Source organism: Kineococcus sp. GCM10028916, assembly GCF_042674865.1.
Classification (GTDB): Bacteria; Actinomycetota; Actinomycetes; order Actinomycetales; family Kineococcaceae; genus Kineococcus.
The window spans coordinates 111067-128419 of record NZ_JBHTFM010000001.1; the positions used below are offsets into that span (position 1 = coordinate 111067).

Here is a 17353-nt window from a genome sequence, read left to right on the forward strand (position 1 = left end):
GATGTCCGGCCACTCCAAGTGGGCGACGACCAAGCACAAGAAGGCCGTCGTCGACGCCAAGCGCGCCAAGAGCTTCGCCCGACTGATCAAGAACATCGAGGTCGCGGCGCGCACGGGCGGCGGCGACGTCTCGGGCAACCCGACGCTCTTCGACGCGATCCAGAAGGCGAAGAAGACCTCCGTGCCCGCCGACAACATCGACCGCGCCGTCAAGCGCGGCTCCGGTGCCGAGGCCGGCGGCGCGGACTGGCAGACGATCATGTACGAGGGCTACGGCCCCAGCGGCGTCGCGCTCCTCATCGAGTGCCTCACCGACAACAAGAACCGCGCGGCCATGGAGGTCCGCACGGCGATGACCCGCAACGGCGGCTCGCTCGCCGACCCGGGGTCGGTGGCGTACATGTTCACCCGCAAGGGTGTCGTCGTCATCGGCAAGGAGGGCACCGATCTCACCGAGGACGGCGTCCTCGAGGCCGTGCTCGAGGCCGGGGCCGAGGAGGTCACCGACCAGGGCGACACCTTCGAGGTCGTCAGCGAGGCGACCGACCTGGGCGCCGTGCGCGACGCGCTGAAGGCCGCGGGGATCGAGTACGACTCCGCCGACGCCAGCTTCGTGCCCAGCGTCGAGGTGCCGCTGGACGCCGAGGGCGCGACGAAGGTCTTCCGCCTCATCGACGTGCTCGACGACTGCGACGACGTGCAGAACGTCTACGCGAACTACGACGTGTCCGACGACGTGATGGCGGCCCTCGAGGACGCCTGACCCACCGCCTCGACGCGCGCGCTCCCGAGCGCGGCACCCGGCCCCCACGACCGCTCCGTGCGATCGTGGGGGCCGTGCGCGTTCTAGCGGTCGACCCCGGACTGACCCGCTGCGGCGTCGGGGTGATCGACGCGGTCCGCGCCGGACGTCGCGCCGAGCTCGTCGGCGTCGGCGTCATCCGGACCCCCGCCACCGACCCCGTGGCCTCCCGCCTGCTCGCGATCAGCGAGGGCCTCGACGAGTGGCTCGACACCCACCGCCCCGACGTCGTCGCCGTCGAACGCGTCTTCGCCCAGGCCAACGTCCGCTCCGTCATGGGGACCGCGCAGGCCGCCGGCCTGGTCCTCGTCGCCGCCGCCCGCCGGGGACTGCCCGTGGCCATGCACACGCCGAGCGAGGTGAAGGCCGCGGTGACCGGGTCGGGGCGGGCCGAGAAGGAGCAGGTGACCGTCATGGTCACCCGCATCCTCGGTCTCGACGCCCCGCCCCGGCCCGCGGACGCCGCCGACGCCCTCGCGCTGGCGTTGTGCCACCTCTGGCGCGGCGGGGCGACCTCCCGGCTGGAGGCCGCCGCGCACACCGCCCTCGTCACGGGCCGGCGCAACGCCTACGCGGAGGCGGAGGCTCAGGCGCGCTCGGCCGCGAGCCGACCGCGCAGGAAGGCCGTCGTGCGCTCCCAGGCCAGCTCGGCCGACTCGGGCCGGTAGCTCGGGCGTTCGTCGTTGTAGAACGCGTGCGGGGCCGGGTAGACCTCCATCGTCACCTCGACCCCCGCCTGCTCGCGGATGCGGGCCTCGGTGGCGCGCACACCCTCCAGCGGGACGGAGGTGTCCTCGGCGCCGTAGTGGCCCAGCACCGGCGCTCGCAGGCCGGAGTAGTCGGTGTCCGGGCCGGGGAGCCCGTACCAGGGCACCGCCGCGCCGATCCGGTCGCCCTGCTGCGCGGCCAGGGTCAGCACGAAGCCCCCGCCCATGCAGAAGCCGACGACCCCGGCGCGCTCCGAGGTGGTCCCGGGCAGGTCGAGCAGGTACGTGACGGCCCCGGCGAGGTCGCGGGCCGCGTCCTCGGCGGGCAGGTCCGTGAGCAGCTGCGCCGCCTCGGCGGAGTCGTGGGTCGTGCGCCCGCCGTAGAGGTCCGGGGCCAGAGCCACGAAGCCCTCCCGGGCGAGGCGGTCGACGATGCCGGCGATGTGGTCGGTGAGGCCCCACCACTCCTGGACGACGATGACGCCCGGGCCGCTGCCGGACTCGGGGACGCGGAGGTAGCCGTGGGCGTGGCCGGACTCGGTGGCGCTGTCGAAGGTGACGTTCTGGCGGGGGTTCGCGGTCTTCTCGTGGGTCACGGCAGCACTCTGCCCCCAGGGCCCGCGCGGCGCGCCTGAGGGGTCGTGTCGGAGGAGCCGTCTAGCCTCTCGTACAAGTGTTCGTCGGGTGTCTCGGAGGTCGTGCTGGTGATCGCGTCGGTGCGTGGGCAGGTGCTCGCGGTGCGGCTGGACTCCGCGGTCGTGGAGGTGGGCGGCGTGGGGATGTTCGTCCTGGCCGCGCCCGCCACGCTGGCCGGTCTGCGCGTGGGCCAGGAGGCGTTGCTGCACACCACGTTGGTGGTGCGAGAGGACTCCCTGACGCTGTTCGGCTTCGCCGACGCCGACGAGAAGGAGGTCTTCGAGGTCGTGCAGACCGCCTCCGGGGTCGGGCCGAAGATGGCGCTGGCCATGTTGGCGGTGCACCGCCCCGACGGGATCCGCGCGGCCGTCGCGTCCGAGGACCACGCGGCCCTCGTCCGGGTGCCGGGCATCGGCAAGAAGACCGCCCAGCGCATCTGCCTGGAACTGGGGGACCGCCTCGGGCCGCCCTCGGGGTCGATCGCGCCGGCGGCCTCGCCCTCGGGCGGGGACGCGCGCAAGGACCGGGTGGTCGAGGCCCTGGTCGGGCTGGGTTACCCGCTCAAGCAGGCCGGTGACGTCGTGGAGGTCGTGCTCGACGACGACCTCGACGTGCCCGGCGTCCTGCGGGCGGCGCTGCGCCACCTGTCGGGTCGCTGATGGAGGACCGGCTGGTGACGACGGGGGCCGACGATCGTGAGCGCGCGGCCGAGTCCGCGCTGCGCCCCCACGGCCTCGACGAGTTCGTCGGGCAGAAGGTCGTGCGGGAGCAGCTCGCGCTCGTCCTCGACGCCGCCAAGGCGCGCGGGATGCCGAGCGACCACGTCCTCTTCTCGGGTCCGCCCGGGCTGGGCAAGACGACGCTGGCGATGATCGTGGCCTCCGAGATGGGCGCCCCGCTGCGCCAGTCCAGCGGTCCGGCCATCCAGCACGCGGGGGACCTCGCGGCGGTGCTGAGCTCGCTCGACGAGGGTGAGGTGCTGTTCCTGGACGAGATCCACCGGATGGCGCGCCCGGCCGAGGAGATGCTCTACATCGCCATGGAGGACTACCGCGTCGACGTCATCGTCGGCAAGGGCGCAGGGGCCACGGCGATCCCGCTGGAGCTGCCGAAGTTCACCCTGGTCGGGGCGACGACGCGGGCCGGCCTGCTCCCGGCGCCGCTGCGCGACCGGTTCGGCTTCACCGGCTACCTCGACTTCTACACGCCCGCGGAGCTCGTGCAGGTGTTGCGCCGCAGCGCTTCCCTGCTCGGGGTGCAGCTCACCGCGGAGGGGGCCGCCGAGATCGGCGGCCGCTCGCGAGGGACGCCCCGCATCGCCAACCGGTTGCTGCGCCGGGTCCGCGACTGGGCGCAGGTGCGGGGGTCGGGGATCGTCGACCGGCACGCGGCCCGGGCGGCGCTGGAGGTCTACGAGGTCGACGAGCGCGGCCTGGACCGCCTCGACCGCGCCGTGCTCGACGCGTTGTGCCGGCGCTTCGGCGGTGGACCGGTGGGCCTCTCGACCCTGGCCGTCGTCGTGGGGGAGGAGGCCGAGACCGTCGAGACGGTCGCCGAACCCTTCCTGGTGCGCGAGGGGCTGCTGGGACGGACCCCGCGGGGTCGGATCGCCCTGCCCGACACCTGGGCCCACCTGGGACTCACCCCGCCCCGCGACGCGCCGGTGGGGGCGGCGTGGGCGTTCGCTCCCGAGGACGACGAGGCCGACGAGGACCCCTCGCAACCCTGAGCGTCGCTGGGCTGGGCCGGACGGGTGAGCCTCTAGACTCCACGGGCGAGTCGGTCCCGGGTGGGTCCCTGCGGAACCTCACAGGGCCCCACCTCGTTGGCCCGGCCGTGCCGGCACCGGGTCGGCGCGAGCACCGGTGAGTCGTCGATCCCACCGGTGCGGAGAGGTTCTGTCGTGGGTGGTGGCAACAGCCAGCTGATCTTCCTGCTGATCATGGTCGCCCTGTTGGTGTTCATGTTCAGCCGGACGCGCAAGCAGCAGAAGGCTCAACAGCAGATGCAGACCGGGGTCGCGCCGGGCGCCAGGGTCATGACGACCTCGGGCATGTTCGGGACCGTCGTCGACATCGAGGGTGACGAGGTCGTCCTCGAGATCGCCCCCGGCCTGCAGACCCGGTGGACCCGCCGGGCCGTCGCCCGCGTGGTGGCACCGACCGAGGTGGCGCCCCTCGAGGAGAGCGCGGACCCGGTCGACGGTGGCCTCAGCCTGCAGAAGCGCGACGACGACGCCGCGGGCGGTGCCACGCGCGCACAGTGACTACTGATAAGACAGCAGTCGACCACTAGCAGTGACAAGCTTGCGCTGACCGGGTGAAATCCATCGCCCGGTGAGCGCCGTCCCGAGGTATTGAGTGTCCAACGACAGGCCGACGTCCACCAGCGGGTCCCCGAACCGGCCGCCCCGCGTGCGCCGCGGTGCGCCCATCCGCCGACCCCACCCGGGCCGCACCCTCGCGGTGCTGGTCCTCGTCGTCGTCGCGATGTTCGCGTCGGTGGCCGCCGGTTCGATCTGGAGCACCGCGAAGTGGTCGCCCGGTCTGGCCCTCGACCTCGAGGGCGGGACGCAGATCGTCCTGACGCCCCGTTCGACCAACGGCGGGACGGTTCCCACCGAGCAGGTCCAGCGTGCGGCCGAGATCATCCGGCAGCGCGTCGACGCCACCGGGCTGAGCGAGACGGAGGTCTCCGTCCAGGGCGGGCAGAACATCTCGGTCTCCATCCCGGGCCAGGCCACCCGTGAGCAGCTCAACCTCATCTCTCAGTCGGCGCAGATGCGGATGCGGGTCGTCCTCTTCGACGAGGCCGTCACCCCGCCCGCCACCGACACGCCCACCGAGGGGGCCACCCCCACGGACGGGGCCACGCCCACCGACGGTGCATCGGCGAACCCCACCGACGGGGCGACGCCCACCGACGCGGCGACCCCGACGGGCGCAGCCACGCCCGAGCCCACGCAGAGCGCGGACGGCGCGGCCGCCCCCGCCGCCCTGCAGGCCGCCACGACCGCTCCCACGGAGGCGCCCACCGCTGCGGTGACGCCGCCGACGCTCGCCGACATCGCGACCCCGACCGCCACCCCGGGGCCGGGGCAGCCCAGCGGCACCCCGGCGGCCTCGCCGACCGACGCGAGCGACTTCGACAACTACCAGACCATCCCGGACCTCCCGGCCCTGTTCCAGAACCTGGACTGCTCCGACCCCGCCCAGCGCGCGCGGGGCATCGCCGACGACCCGACCAAGGTCCTCGTCACCTGCAGCCAGGACGGCACGTACAAGTACGTCCTGGGCCCGGCCGAGCTCGAGGGCACCCAGCTCACCAGCGCGGTCGCCACGACCGCGACGAACAGCTCCGGGGTGAACACCGGCCAGTGGGTCGTGCGGCTGAAGTTCAACAGCGCCGGCGCCGACGCGTTCTCGAAGCTCACCACCCGCATCTCGACGCTGCCTTCGCCGAAGAACCAGTTCGCGGCGGTCCTCGACGGTCTCGTCATCACCGCCCCCACGGTGAGTCAGCGCTTCGGCGCCGACGTCGACATCGAGGGGAACTTCACCCAGGCCAGCGCCGAGGCGCTGGCCCAGCAGCTGCAGTTCGGCGCGCTGCCGGTGTCCTTCGTCGTGCAGACGCAGGAGCAGGTCTCCGCGACCCTCGGCTCGGAACAGCTGCGGAACGGCCTGATCGCCGGGATCATCGGTCTGGTCCTGGTCGTCGCGTACTCGCTGATCCAGTACCGGGCGCTCGGGTTGGTCACCATCGGCAGCCTCGTGCTGGCGGCGGCGCTGAACTTCGGGGTCATCCTGCTGCTGAGCTGGCTGCAGGGCTTCCGGCTCAGCCTGGCCGCGATCGCCGGGCTCATCGTCGCCATCGGCATCACCGCCGACTCGTTCATCCTGTTCTTCGAACGCGTCCGCGACGAGATCCGCGACGGCCGCATCCTGTCCTCGGCCGTCGAGGCCGGCTGGTTCCGCGCCCGGCGCACGATCCTCGTCTCCGACGCGGTCAGCCTGCTCTCGGCCGTGGTCCTCTACGTCCTCGCCGTCGGCAACGTCCGGGGGTTCGCCTACACCCTGGGCATCACGACGATCATCGACGTCGCGATCGTGATCCTCTTCACCCACCCCGTCGTCGCGCTGCTGGCGAAGACGAAGTTCTTCGGCGGTGGGCACAAGTGGTCCGGTTTCGACCCCGAGCACCTCGGGTCCGTCGTGGCCCGGGTCGCCCTGCACCACGGCGAGCACCGGCCCACGGTGGCCGAACGCCGTGCGGCGGAACGGGAGAAGGCCCGGGCGACGTCCGGGTCGGGCAGCGGTCAGGGTGAGGGCGAGCCGGACGCCGGCCGCGACGAGAACGAGGCGGGTTCCTGATGGGCATGGCGCAACTGGGCAACCGGCTCTACACCGGTGAGTCCTCCTTCGACTTCGTCGGCCGCCGCAAGCTGTGGTTCCTCATCGCGGGTGCGCTCGTGCTGATCTCGGCGATCCTGCTGGTCAAACCCGGACTCACCTACGGCATCGAGTTCGAGGGGGGTGCGGAGTTCCGCGTCTCCGGGACCACGAACCAGGACGCCGCCCGCGAGGCGGTCCAGGCGGTCCTCCCGGACGCCGTGCCGACGGTGACCACCGTCGGCGGGAACGGGCTCCGGGTCCAGACCGAGACGGTCAGCACCACGCAGCTCGACGAGATCCGGGCCGAGCTCGCGCAGAAGCTCGGGGTCTCCCAGAACGACGTGAACCCCTCGAGCATCGGTCCGAGCTGGGGTGCGGACGTGACCGACAAGGCCCTCACCGGTCTGATCGTCTTCCTCGTCATCGTGTCCATCGTCATGGCGCTGTACTTCCGGGCCTGGACGATGGCGATCGCCTCGCTCGTCGCGCTGTTCCACGACCTGCTGATCACCGCCGGGGTCTACGCCCTCGTCGGCTTCGAGGTCACCCCGGCCTCGGTGATCGGGTTCCTCACCATCCTCGGCTACTCGCTCTACGACACCGTCGTGGTCTTCGACAAGGTCCGCGAGAACACCGACGGCGCCTTCCTCAAGAAGGACCGCACCTTCGGTGACGCGGCCAACCTCGCGATCAACCAGACCATCGTGCGCTCGGTGAACACGACCATCGTGGCCCTGCTGCCCGTCGCCGCGATCCTCTTCATCGGGGACCTGCTGCTCGGCGCGGGCACCCTGCGCGACATCAGTCTCGCGCTGTTCGTCGGCATGCTCGTCGGGGCGTACTCGTCGATCTTCGTCGCCACGCCGCTGCTGGTCGTGCTCCGTTCCCGAGAGGCGCGGGTCAGGCAGCTCGACCGCGACGTCCGCGAGGGCGTCACCGCCGAACCCGTCACCGCGGGCGACCCCGCGTGAGCCGGGTGCTGACCGTGCCCGACGCCGAGCGCGTCGCGGCCACGGTGGTCGCCGGCTTCCGCGACGTCCCCGACTTCCCCGAACCGGGGGTCGTCTTCAAGGACATCACCCCGCTGCTGGCCGACGCGTCGGCCTTCGCGACGGTCGTCGGCGCGCTGGCCGAGGTGGCCCGGGCGGCCGGTGCCACCGCCGTGGCGGGGATCGAGGCCCGCGGGTTCATGCTCGCCGCCCCGGCCGCCGAACGCGCCGGGCTGGGGTTCTGGCCCGTCCGCAAGGCCGGGAAGCTGCCGGCGCCCGTGCACCGGCGCGACTACGCCCTGGAGTACGGCACCGCCGCCCTGGAACTCTCGGCGCACACCGTCGGTGCGGGGGAGCGGGTCCTCGTCGTCGACGACGTCCTGGCCACCGGCGGAACGGCCCGCGCGGCGTGCGAGCTGCTGGAGGAGGCCGGGGCCGAGGTGGTCGGCCTGGCCGTGCTGCTCGAGCTGGGGTTCCTCGCCGGTCGTCCGCAGCTGGGCGAGCGTCCCGTCGTGGCCCTGCACACCGAGGCCTGAGCGCAGGTCGGCCCGTCCTCCTCCCCTTCCGTCCGCGTTCACCTAGACTGGTGACCGGACGAACGGAGGGGCGACATGGCCGACGGCACCGAGACTCACGCCACTGCCACGAGTGCGCCCGACACACCGGCGCAGGTGGAATCCCCGACGCAGGGATCCGTGGTCCCCGCACCGGCACCGCAACGCCGTCCCCCCACGGGGCGACCCAACGGGCCGGAACGACGTCGCGGCACGGAGGCGCAGCACACCGGTCCGGTCACCGCCGGGCGGATGCTCTCGCGCCTCGCGCGCTTCGGCCAGCACCGCCAGTCCAGCGTCTCGCCGGTGCTGGAGCCGTTGCTGCGCACCGTCTCCAACACCCACCCGAAGGCGGACCTGTCCGTCGTCGAGAAGGCCTTCGACCGCGCCGAGCGCGCGCACGACGGCCAGCGCCGCAAGAGCGGCGACCCCTACATCACCCACCCCGTCGCGGTCGCGACGATCCTCGCCGAGCTCGGCATGACCCCGTCGACGCTCGCCGCGGCGCTGCTGCACGACACCGTCGAGGACACCGACTACACGCTGGCGAACCTGCGCGCCGACTTCGGTGACGAGATCGCCGTCCTCGTCGACGGCGTCACGAAGCTCGACAAGGTCACCTACGGCGACGCCGCGCAGGCCGAGACCGTCCGCAAGATGGTCGTGGCGATGGCCAAGGACATCCGCGTCCTGGTCATCAAGCTCGCCGACCGCCTCCACAACGCCCGGACCTGGCGCTACGTGTCGGCGGCCTCGGCGGAGAAGAAGGCCCGCGAGACCCTCGAGATCTACGCCCCCCTGGCCCACCGCCTGGGCATGAACACCATCAAGTGGGAGCTGGAGGACCTGTCGTTCGCGACGGTCTACCCCAAGGTCTTCGACGAGATCGTCCGCCTCGTGGCCGACCGGGCGCCCGCGCGCGAGGAGTACCTGCAGGGCGTCCGCGCGCAGATCGAGGACGACCTCAAGAGCGCCCGGGTGCGGGCGACGGTCACCGGCCGGCCCAAGCACTACTACTCGATCTACCAGAAGATGATCGTGCGCGGCCGCGACTTCGCCGAGATCTACGACCTCGTCGGGGTGCGGGTCCTGGTCGACTCCGTCCGCGACTGCTACGCCGTCCTCGGTGCGCTGCACGCGCGCTGGAACCCGGTACCCGGCCGGTTCAAGGACTACATCGCGATGCCCAAGTTCAACATGTACCAGTCGCTGCACACGACGGTCATCGGGCCCGAGGGCAAGCCCGTCGAGATCCAGATCCGCACCTACAACATGCACCAGCGCGCCGAGTACGGCGTCGCGGCGCACTGGAAGTACAAGGACGACCCGAACGCCGTCGGCGGCGGCGGGGCGCAGAACGAGATGGACTGGCTGAAGGCCGTCGTCGACTGGCAGCGGGAGTCCGCCTCCAGCGACTTCCTCGACGACCTGCGCTGGGAGATCAACGCCGGTCAGGTGTTCGTCTTCACCCCCAAGGGCGACGTGCAGGAACTGCCGGCCGGTTCCACCCCGGTCGACTTCGCCTACGCGGTGCACACCGAGGTCGGCCACCGCACGATGGGCGCCCGCGTCAACGGCCGCCTCGTCCCGCTGGAGTCGACCCTCGACAACGGCGACCTCGTCGAGATCTTCACCTCCAAGGCCGACGGTGCCGGGCCCAGCCGCGACTGGCTGCAGTTCGTCAAGAGCCCGCGAGCGCGCAACAAGATCAAGCAGCACTTCTCGAAGGAACGGCGCGAGGAGGCGATCGAGGACGGCAAGGACGAGATCGCCCGGGCGATGCGCAAGCAGCACCTGCCGTTGCAGCGTCTGCTGTCCCACGACTCGCTGCTCGTCGTCGCCCGCGAACTGAACCACCCCGACGTCTCGGCGCTCTACGCAGCGGTGGGGGAGCGTCACGTCTCCGCGGCCCACGTCGTGGAGAAGCTCATCGCCGCCGTCGGCGGGGAGGCCGCCGCCGAGGAGGACCTCGCCGAGGCGACCACTCCGGGCCAGACCCGGCCGAGTCGCAGCAGCGGTGACGCCGGGGTCGTCGTGGCCGGAGCGGACGACGTGTGGGTCAAGCTCGCCCGGTGTTGCACCCCTGTGCCGCAGGACCCGATCGTCGGGTTCGTCACCCGGGGTGCCGGGGTCTCGGTGCACCGGGAGGACTGCGAGAACGTGACGATGCTGCGCAACGAGCCCGAGCGGATCGTCGACGTGCAGTGGGCCTCGGCCATCGCGACCGGTCAGACCCGGCTCTTCCTGGTGCAGATCCAGGTCGAGGCGCTGGACCGGGCGCGTCTGCTCTCCGACGTCACCCGGGTCCTCTCGGACAACCACGTGAACATCCTGTCCGCGACGGTGTCGACGAGCCGGGACCGGGTGGCCCTGTCGAAGTTCTCCTTCGAGATGGCCGAACCCAACCACCTCAGCCAGGTGCTGAACGCGGTGCGCCGTGTCGACGGGGTCTTCGACGCCTACCGGGTCATGGCGTCGCGTCCGACGAAGGCCTGACCTCCTCCCGGGGGCGGGGTGCCCGCGGGAGGTCGAGGGCCCGGCGGGCGGTACGCACTCCGCCGCGCCCGCGCGCCCGGTCGCTGGCGTCCTGGAGGTCCCCGTCCGCCAGCAGTCCCGCGTCGAGCATCCGCTCGCGCAGCCACGGTGCGCGGTGGGGTCGGACGGCGGCGACGTCGAGCAGCGTGCGGGCGGGTGTCGTGAGGGCCAGCCCGGCGAGGTCCTGCACGTCACCGGGTGCGGGCCGCACGCGGGAGAAGCTCAACCGCAGCGGAGCGTGGGGGAGTTCGGGGAGGCGCCCGCCCGCGACCTGGACCTCGTGCGGTGCGGGCAACGGTCGGCCCAGGTGCACCCAGGCCGCGGCGTCGGCGATGACCACGACACCGGCGGGGACGAACAGAGCGAGGGCGCGGGCGCGCAGGGTCGCGTCCAAGGTCACGTCGGCCGCGAGGACCACGTCCCCGACGACCTGCTGCAGGAGCCCGTCGCGGACCTCACGGTCAGCCGCCGCCGCTGCGGCCCGACCCTCCGGTCGCCACGGGGTGTCAGCGCTGCCGGCAGCACCCCGGGCCAGGACGGAGGTCAGCCACTCGTCGCGCACGCCACCCAGTCCACACCGTGGACGGGAGCCTGCGCGACGAGCGGCTCGGACCTGTGGACAGCTCAGGCGTCGCGCAGGGTGGCCTGGGCGGCGTCCAACCAGGCGCGACGGGCCCGGAGGGCTTCCTCGGCGCGGGCCAGCGCCCGGGCGTCACCCTTGGTGCGGGCCTTCTCGACGTCGGCCTCGAGGTCCCGGATGGCGTTCTCGAGCTGGCTGGCGAGGCCACCGGCCCGGGCCTGGGCCTCGGGGTTGGACCGCGACCAGCGGGCCTGCTCGGCGTCGCGGACGGCGGTCTCGACGGCGCGCAGGCGCCCCTCGACCCGGCCGAGGTCGGTGCGCGGCACCTTGCCCGCGGCCTCCCAGCGGTCCTGGATGGAGTTGAGGGCCTTCTTCGTCGCGTTGAGGTCCTTGATCGGGAGCAGTGCCTCCGCCTCGAGGAGGAGGGCCTCCTTCGCGACGAGGTTCTCGCGGAACTCCTCGTCCACCTCGTCGTTGGCCGCGGTGCGCGCGGCGAAGAAGACGTCCTGGGCCGCGCGGAAGCGGTCCCACAGGGTGTCGTCGTCCTTGCGGCCGAGGCGGCCCGCCGCCTTCCAGCGGTCCATCAGGGCGCGGTAGGCGTTGGTCGTGCCGCGCCAGTCGGTGGAGGTGGACAGCGCCTCCGCCTCGGCGACGAGGGTCTCCTTCTCGGAGCGGATGGTGCTGCGTTCCTCACCCAGGGCGGCGAAGTGGTGACGGCGCATCTTGTCGAAGGCGCTGCGGGCGTGGCTGAAGCGCTTCCACAGGTCGTCCTCGCTGCGCTTGTCGAGGCGACCCTCGCGCTGGGCCGCCTTCCACTCCTCGAAGAGGGTGCGCAGGCGTTCGCCGGAGGAACGCCACTGGACCTTCTCGGGGTCCTGACCGGCGATCTGCTCGGCCTCCTCCACGATCGCGAGCCGACCCGCGCGCAGCGTCTCGCGCTGGGCCGCGCGGGCGCGGTCGGCGGCGGCCCGGGCCTCGTCGGCCACGGTGGCCAGCGCCTCCACGCGGGCGGCGAGGGCGTCGAGGTCACCGACGGCGCGGGTCTCGGCGAGCGCGGTGCGCAGCGTGGCGACTCCGGAGACGATGTCCTTGCCGGCCAGTTCGGTGCTGCGCAGGCGCTGCTCGAACAGGTCGACCTGGGCGACGACCTCCCCGTACTTGCGCACGAAGTAGGCGATCGCCTCCTCGGGCGTCGCGTCGGGGTAGGCGCCGACCTCGTGCTCACCGTCGGCGCGGCGGACCCAGACGGTGCCGTTGTCGTCGACGCGCCCGAAGGCGGCGGCCGCCTCGCGGTCCACCGAGGTCAGGTGCCCGACCTCGGGGCCCGCCTCGGTGGTCGTCGGGGCGACGACGGTCGGGGCGGGGGTGGGACGCGGGGTCGGGCGCGGCACGGCCGGCGTCGGACGCGGGCCGGGGGCCGGGGTGGGCTCGACCGGCTGCTCCGCCGGAGGGCCGGCCACGGGCTGCGGCTCCGCCGTCGCCTCCGGAGACGCCTCCGACGGTGCCTCCGACGAGGACTGCGGCGCCTCCGACACCGGGTCGGCCTCGGCCGCCGGCGTCTCGTCCGCTGTCGCGTCCTCCTGCGCGGCAGCCGTCTCCGGTGCCTCCGGGGTCGCTTCGGTCGGGGTCTCGGGGGTGTCCGCCACGTCCGTGAGGGACGCCGGCTCCTGGGGCTGCTCGGTCACCCGCCTGATTCTAGGTCCCTCGGGCCCCGATCGGAGCAGGCAGTCACGGCGTGCCCGGTCCTGATCGCGGGCCGTGAGCGGTGACGTCCCTGTCGGCGGCGCGAACTAGGGTGCGTGACGTGCTCATCGACACGGTCGAGGCGACCGTCTTCGGGACCAACTGCTACGTCGTCGCACCCCGGGCCGGGGAGGAGTGCGTCGTCGTCGACCCGGGGGTCGACGTGGCCGACCGCCTGGCCGAGGTCCTGCGCCGGCACCGGTTGAAACCCGCCGCGGTCCTGCTGACCCACGGGCACCTCGACCACACGTACTCCGTCACCCCCGTGTGCGGGGCGCACGGTGTCGCCGCCACGATCCACCGCGCCGACGCGTACCGGCTGAAGGATCCGCTGGCCGGGATCGGGGCACCCCTGCGCCACGCCCTGGAGGCGACGACGGGCACCGTGCAGTGGCGCGACCCCGACGACGTCGTGACCGTCGAGGACGGGGCCTCCCTGCAGGTCGCGGGCCTCTCGATCGCCGTCCAGCACGCGCCCGGGCACACCGAGGGGTCCGTGCTCTTCTCGGTCGACCGGGCCGGGGAGCCCGACCTGCTGCTGTCCGGGGACGTGCTCTTCGCCGGCTCCATCGGGCGGACCGACCTGCCCGGTGGGGACCACCAGGCGATGCTGCGCAGCCTGCTGACGCGGGTGCTGCCGCTGGAGGACGCCACCGACGTGCTGCCCGGGCACGGGCCGGCGACGACGATCGCCCGCGAACGCGCGACCAACCCCTACCTGCAGCAGCTGGCCCGTCTCGCCGGCGGCTCCTGAGGTCAGTCCGCCACCTGCAGTCCCAGGTGCTCGGCGAGCAACGGCGCGAGGCGGAGGAGCTGGAGCTCGCTGATCCGGGCGCCGCGCAGCGACCCGATCCCACTGACGGCCTCGACGTCGGCCCCGCTCAGGTCGACACCGCTCAACCGGGCCGAGGTCACGTCCAGGTGCCCGATCCGGCAGTCGAGGAACCGCACCCGCGTGAGGCCCGCGCCGGAGACGTCGACCTCACGCAGGTCGCACCCGGTGAAGGTGACGTCGGTCAGCGACGCCTCGCGCAGGTTCACGAAGTCGAAACGGCCACCGCGGACGGCCACGCGCGTCCACTGCGCCGCGGAGAGGTCCCACGCGCCGACGCGGCAGTCCTCGACGACCACCTCCTGCCAGGTGGAGGAGCGCCACGGCGCCTCGGTCGCGGCGAGCGCGGTGATCCGCACGTCGATCAGGCGGGCCCCCGCCAACGCCAGCCCGTCGGCGCGCACCCGGGACAGCACGCACCCCAGGAACCGCGCGTCCCGGGCGTCGACGCCGCTGAGGTCCCCGCAGGTCGCCTCGCCGAAGAGGAGTCCGTCGTGGGACTCACCCGCCCCCGGCGGCCGCGTCGCCGCCTCGAGGGTGGACTCGTCGAGCGGGAGGTCGGGGGTGGGCGTCGCCGGCTCCTCGGAGCGGCGGCTGGGCTTCTTCGGCACAGCGCCACTGTGCCCGATCAGCCGCGGTGCCCGATCAGCTGCTGTGCCGGACTAGCCGACGCCGACGTCCTCCGCCGCGAAGCCCAGCACCCGCGCGCCACCGCCGGGACCGTTGAGGACGCGTCCGCGTGCGACGACCACCCCGTGCCGCGGCGGCGCGATCCGGAAGCGCACGTCGTAGGGCAGCCCGGTCGAGGCGGAGGAGTGCAGCGCCGAGGAGACGAGTGAGCGGTCCTCGTCGTGGACGCTGCGCCGCAACCACTCCGGCAGCGACGCGACCCCGGGGTGCTGGCCGAGGCCGTAGAGGACGCCGCTGCGGGCGTCCCAGGCGACGGTGTCCGCGGTGGCGTCGTACTCCCACGCCCCGGTCGACTCGCTCTGCAGCGCGGCCTCCCCGGCGACCCGCAGGTCGATGAGGCGGCCCGTCGGCGGCAGGACACCGGCGAGGCGGGCCCGCAGGGCGGGCGGCACGAGGTGCAGGGTGGCGGAGCTGCGGACGTCGGCGAGGACCCGGGCCAGTGCCTCGTAGCCCAGGCCGTCCCCCTGGACGACGAGCCGGTCGTCCACCCCGTGCTGGTCGTCGACGGCGACGGCGTCCACGAGCACGGTCAGCACCGGGTCGGGAGCCTCGGGGAGCTCGTCCCCCCAGAGGGCCTCCAGGTCCGCGCGCACGCGCTCGGCGCGGTGCCGCAGGTGGTGCTCGCGGCTCAGGGCGTCCGACACGCAACCTCCCAGGGACGATCGACGTCGGACATCCCCCACCCGACGCGCGCAGCCGTCCGAGCGCAGGCTCCACCGGCTAGAGGTCAGTCAACCGTTCCCACGACGCTCCGACAAGGGGCGCGCGCCGGGGGGTGCGCCACCCGGGGCGGTTCCCCGTGGGACACCGGTGACACACCCGCCGACCTGGGCGCGGCGCGGGTTCACGCGGTGGCCGATTCCTCGCCCTCTCCGCCATCGCCGTCGCCCACCCGCACCGGGGCGCCGTCGTCCCCTTGGCCCGTGTCGTGGTCCCGCGCTCGACCGCGTCCGGGCCCCATCGTCGCCGCCTCCACCTGAGCTCTCACCGTCCCCTGTCGCCACCACGCTGCTCCAGGCAGTCGAGCCCCTCGGAGACCTCGCCCGATCCGCCTGGAGGAGAACGCCGCGGCGGCAGAGGTGGTCCTCACCGGTCAGGAGCTGCTCGACATCGACGAGACCGTCCCCAGCGGCAGCGTGACCGGAGCGCGCAACACCGACGCCGCGCTGGCCAGGGACCGCCTGTGGACCACCGTCGCCGAGGCGGGGCCATGACCCGGCCTCGAGTGCCTCGACGCAGGTGGACAGGTCTTCGTCAGCACGCTCGCGAACGATCACGAGCGGAGGATGGCGGACGCGCCATGCGGGGCCCAGCCCGTCGACGTCACGGACACGGTGAGAGTCAACCCCGGGACCAGCTACCTGGACTGAGCGTTGCTGCGCTACGCCGCCCTGCGCCCGACGTCACGGTCATCCCGCGTCGTGAGCGCTGTCGCCGGCGGCCGCGACGCTGCGGCCTCACCGAAGAGCAGACGCGCGACGCAGCCGCGGTGTCTCGAGCGAACGGCCCCCGTCCCTAGGGTTCGACGATGACCGAGGTGAGGCCCGCCGTCCTCGAGGACGCCGACCAGCTCGCACGCATCCACGTCGACACCTGGCGCGCCACCTACACGGGCCTCATCCCCGACAGGGTGATCGCGGGACTGTCGCTGAGCAGCTCCGTCGAACGGTGGCGTGAGGTACTGCCCACCACCCCACCACGACACTGCTCCGTCGCTCTCGACGTCACTGGGGACGTCATCGGCTTCGTGCGTCACGGCCCCAGCCGCGACGAGAGCGCAGCACCCACCACCGGTGAGGTCCAGTCCCTCTACGTCCACCCCGAACACTGGAACACCGGGGCCGGGCGAGCACTGCTCGACACCGCCACCACCGAGCTGCGCGACGACGGCTTCACCGACGTGACCCCGTGGGTCCTGGCCGGCAACGCCCGTGCCCGGCGCTTCTACGAACGGTGCGGCTGGCACACCGACGGACGCACCAGGCAGGACCACCGCCAAGGCGTCGTCCTGGACGAGGTGAGCTACCGGCGCGGCCTCGGACCCACTGACATCCATCCGGTCATCCCGCGGTGCGCGCGGTGGCTCCGGACCGACCACCCCCGGTCGGTGCGGCGCTGCGTCGACCTCCACGCCCGCGGCGCTCACGTGCCAGTCGAGTACCGGTCCGCGTCGTCACGACGGTCCCGCGAGCCGCGGGACCGTCGTCCGGCGGACGAGCGCGCAGGAGGGCGAGTTCCCCCTCGGGGCCACGCCGGAACGGAGCTCCGCAGACGCCGCCGCACCACGTCGGGCCACCCGGCCTCTCCCGACCAGGCCTCTTCCCGCCGGGACTCCTGGACGTCGTGGGCCACAGCGGGTCTCACCCGTTCGTCCGAGCGCGGTTCACCCGTTCACCGATCCCGATTGCGGTTCAGACCGGGACGTTGAGGACCGAAGTAATGGGGGACACCACCGGGCAGCGGATCGACCGCCGTCCGCAGCCCCACCTACGGAAGGACCTGACGTGACCAACGTCGACGCCACCCTGAAGGCCTGCCTCGAGATCGACGGCGCCACCGCCGCGGCCCTCGTCGACTACGAGTCCGGCATGTCGCTCGGCCAGGCCGGGGGCGGCGCCCTCGACCTCGACGTCGCCGCCGCCGGCAACACCGACGTCGTCCGCGCCAAGCTGCGCACCATGCAGCGCCTGGGCCTGTCCGAGAACATCGAGGACATCCTCATCACCCTCGGCACCCAGATCCACCTGATCCGTCTCATCCAGTCGCAGTCCGGCCAGGGCCTGTTCCTGTACCTGGTCCTCAAGAAGGACTCCTCGAACCTCGCCATGGCCCGTCGTCAGCTGACGATCCTCGAGCGCGACCTCGCGATCTGACGATCCCCCCGCACGACCGCA

General features: G+C 73.0%; 18 protein-coding genes. 13 read left to right on the forward strand and 5 right to left on the reverse strand.

Annotated features, from left to right (window positions below):
- Position 1 precedes the first annotated feature (1 nt).
- Together ACFQ46_RS00575 and ruvC are read left to right on the forward strand one after the other, a co-directional pair.
- Entirely contained in the window at positions 2-763 is a 762-nt protein-coding gene (locus tag ACFQ46_RS00575) for a YebC/PmpR family DNA-binding transcriptional regulator (RefSeq protein WP_380256163.1), read from the forward strand.
- Positions 764-837: 74 nt separating this feature from the next.
- Entirely contained in the window at positions 838-1470 is a 633-nt protein-coding gene (gene ruvC / locus ACFQ46_RS00580; protein WP_380256165.1) for a crossover junction endodeoxyribonuclease RuvC, read from the forward strand.
- Here the strand turns inward: ruvC and ACFQ46_RS00585 are convergent.
- Positions 1389-2105 carry a dienelactone hydrolase family protein gene (locus tag ACFQ46_RS00585; RefSeq protein ID WP_380256167.1) on the reverse strand — a complete coding sequence of 239 codons (717 nt, stop codon included), beginning with the start codon at positions 2103-2105 and terminating at the stop codon, positions 1389-1391. The genes ruvC and ACFQ46_RS00585 overlap by 82 nt on opposite strands.
- Before the next feature lie 108 nt (positions 2106-2213).
- Between ACFQ46_RS00585 and ruvA the strand changes: the two genes are divergently transcribed.
- The 7 genes from ruvA to ACFQ46_RS00620 all read left to right on the forward strand — a co-directional run bounded on the left by ruvA (position 2214) and on the right by ACFQ46_RS00620 (position 10575).
- Positions 2214-2804: a Holliday junction branch migration protein RuvA gene (gene ruvA, locus ACFQ46_RS00590; RefSeq protein WP_328295856.1), complete on the forward strand. Its 591-nt coding sequence runs from the start codon at positions 2214-2216 to the stop codon at positions 2802-2804.
- On the forward strand, positions 2804-3874 hold the full coding sequence (ruvB, locus tag ACFQ46_RS00595) for a Holliday junction branch migration DNA helicase RuvB (protein WP_380256170.1): 1071 nt from the start codon (positions 2804-2806) through the stop codon (positions 3872-3874). The genes ruvA and ruvB overlap by 1 nt, the downstream gene beginning before the upstream one ends.
- 174 nt (positions 3875-4048) lie before the next feature.
- Complete coding sequence (gene yajC, locus ACFQ46_RS00600) at positions 4049-4411, forward strand: preprotein translocase subunit YajC (protein WP_380256172.1); 363 nt, start codon at positions 4049-4051, stop codon at positions 4409-4411.
- A 94-nt stretch (positions 4412-4505) separates the two neighbouring features.
- The gene (secD, locus tag ACFQ46_RS00605) at positions 4506-6515 is read left to right on the forward strand and encodes a protein translocase subunit SecD (protein WP_380256174.1); all 2010 of its coding nucleotides are present in this window, start codon (positions 4506-4508) and stop codon (positions 6513-6515) included.
- Between the two features lie 5 nt (positions 6516-6520).
- Entirely contained in the window at positions 6521-7507 is a 987-nt protein-coding gene (gene secF, locus ACFQ46_RS00610) for a protein translocase subunit SecF (RefSeq protein ID WP_380256176.1), read from the forward strand.
- On the forward strand, positions 7504-8061 hold the full coding sequence (locus ACFQ46_RS00615) for an adenine phosphoribosyltransferase (RefSeq protein WP_380256178.1): 558 nt from the start codon (positions 7504-7506) through the stop codon (positions 8059-8061). The genes secF and ACFQ46_RS00615 overlap by 4 nt, the downstream gene beginning before the upstream one ends.
- A 75-nt stretch (positions 8062-8136) precedes the next feature.
- A complete protein-coding gene (locus ACFQ46_RS00620) occupies positions 8137-10575 on the forward strand; it encodes a RelA/SpoT family protein (RefSeq protein WP_380256180.1) in 2439 nt (812 codons plus the stop codon).
- Here the strand turns inward: ACFQ46_RS00620 and ACFQ46_RS00625 are convergent.
- Entirely contained in the window at positions 10547-11176 is a 630-nt protein-coding gene (locus tag ACFQ46_RS00625) for a hypothetical protein (protein WP_380256182.1), read from the reverse strand. The genes ACFQ46_RS00620 and ACFQ46_RS00625 overlap by 29 nt on opposite strands.
- Positions 11177-11238: 62 nt before the next feature.
- Positions 11239-12879: a DUF349 domain-containing protein gene (locus tag ACFQ46_RS00630; protein WP_380256184.1), complete on the reverse strand. Its 1641-nt coding sequence runs from the start codon at positions 12877-12879 to the stop codon at positions 11239-11241.
- A gap of 119 nt (positions 12880-12998) precedes the next feature.
- Between ACFQ46_RS00630 and ACFQ46_RS00635 the strand changes: the two genes are divergently transcribed.
- Positions 12999-13691 carry an MBL fold metallo-hydrolase gene (locus tag ACFQ46_RS00635; protein ID WP_380256187.1) on the forward strand — a complete coding sequence of 231 codons (693 nt, stop codon included), beginning with the start codon at positions 12999-13001 and terminating at the stop codon, positions 13689-13691.
- Positions 13692-13693: 2 nt separating this feature from the next.
- Here the strand turns inward: ACFQ46_RS00635 and ACFQ46_RS00640 are convergent, their stop codons facing one another.
- Complete coding sequence (locus ACFQ46_RS00640; RefSeq protein ID WP_380256189.1) at positions 13694-14380, reverse strand: pentapeptide repeat-containing protein; 687 nt, start codon at positions 14378-14380, stop codon at positions 13694-13696.
- Positions 14381-14431: 51 nt separating this feature from the next.
- Positions 14432-15103, reverse strand: coding sequence for a hypothetical protein (locus ACFQ46_RS00645; protein WP_380256191.1), 672 nt, complete (start codon positions 15101-15103; stop codon positions 14432-14434).
- Between the two features lie 435 nt (positions 15104-15538).
- Between ACFQ46_RS00645 and ACFQ46_RS00650 the strand changes: the two genes are divergently transcribed.
- The 3 genes from ACFQ46_RS00650 to ACFQ46_RS00660 all read left to right on the forward strand — a co-directional run bounded on the left by ACFQ46_RS00650 (position 15539) and on the right by ACFQ46_RS00660 (position 17332).
- Positions 15539-15673 (forward strand): hypothetical protein, encoded by a 135-nt coding sequence (locus ACFQ46_RS00650; RefSeq protein WP_380256193.1) that lies wholly within the window; start codon positions 15539-15541, stop codon positions 15671-15673.
- 314 nt (positions 15674-15987) lie between these two features.
- Positions 15988-16887 (forward strand): GNAT family N-acetyltransferase, encoded by a 900-nt coding sequence (locus tag ACFQ46_RS00655; protein ID WP_380256195.1) that lies wholly within the window; start codon positions 15988-15990, stop codon positions 16885-16887.
- 76 nt (positions 16888-16963) lie between these two features.
- Entirely contained in the window at positions 16964-17332 is a 369-nt protein-coding gene (locus ACFQ46_RS00660; RefSeq protein ID WP_328295869.1) for a hypothetical protein, read from the forward strand.
- Positions 17333-17353 lie beyond the last annotated feature (21 nt).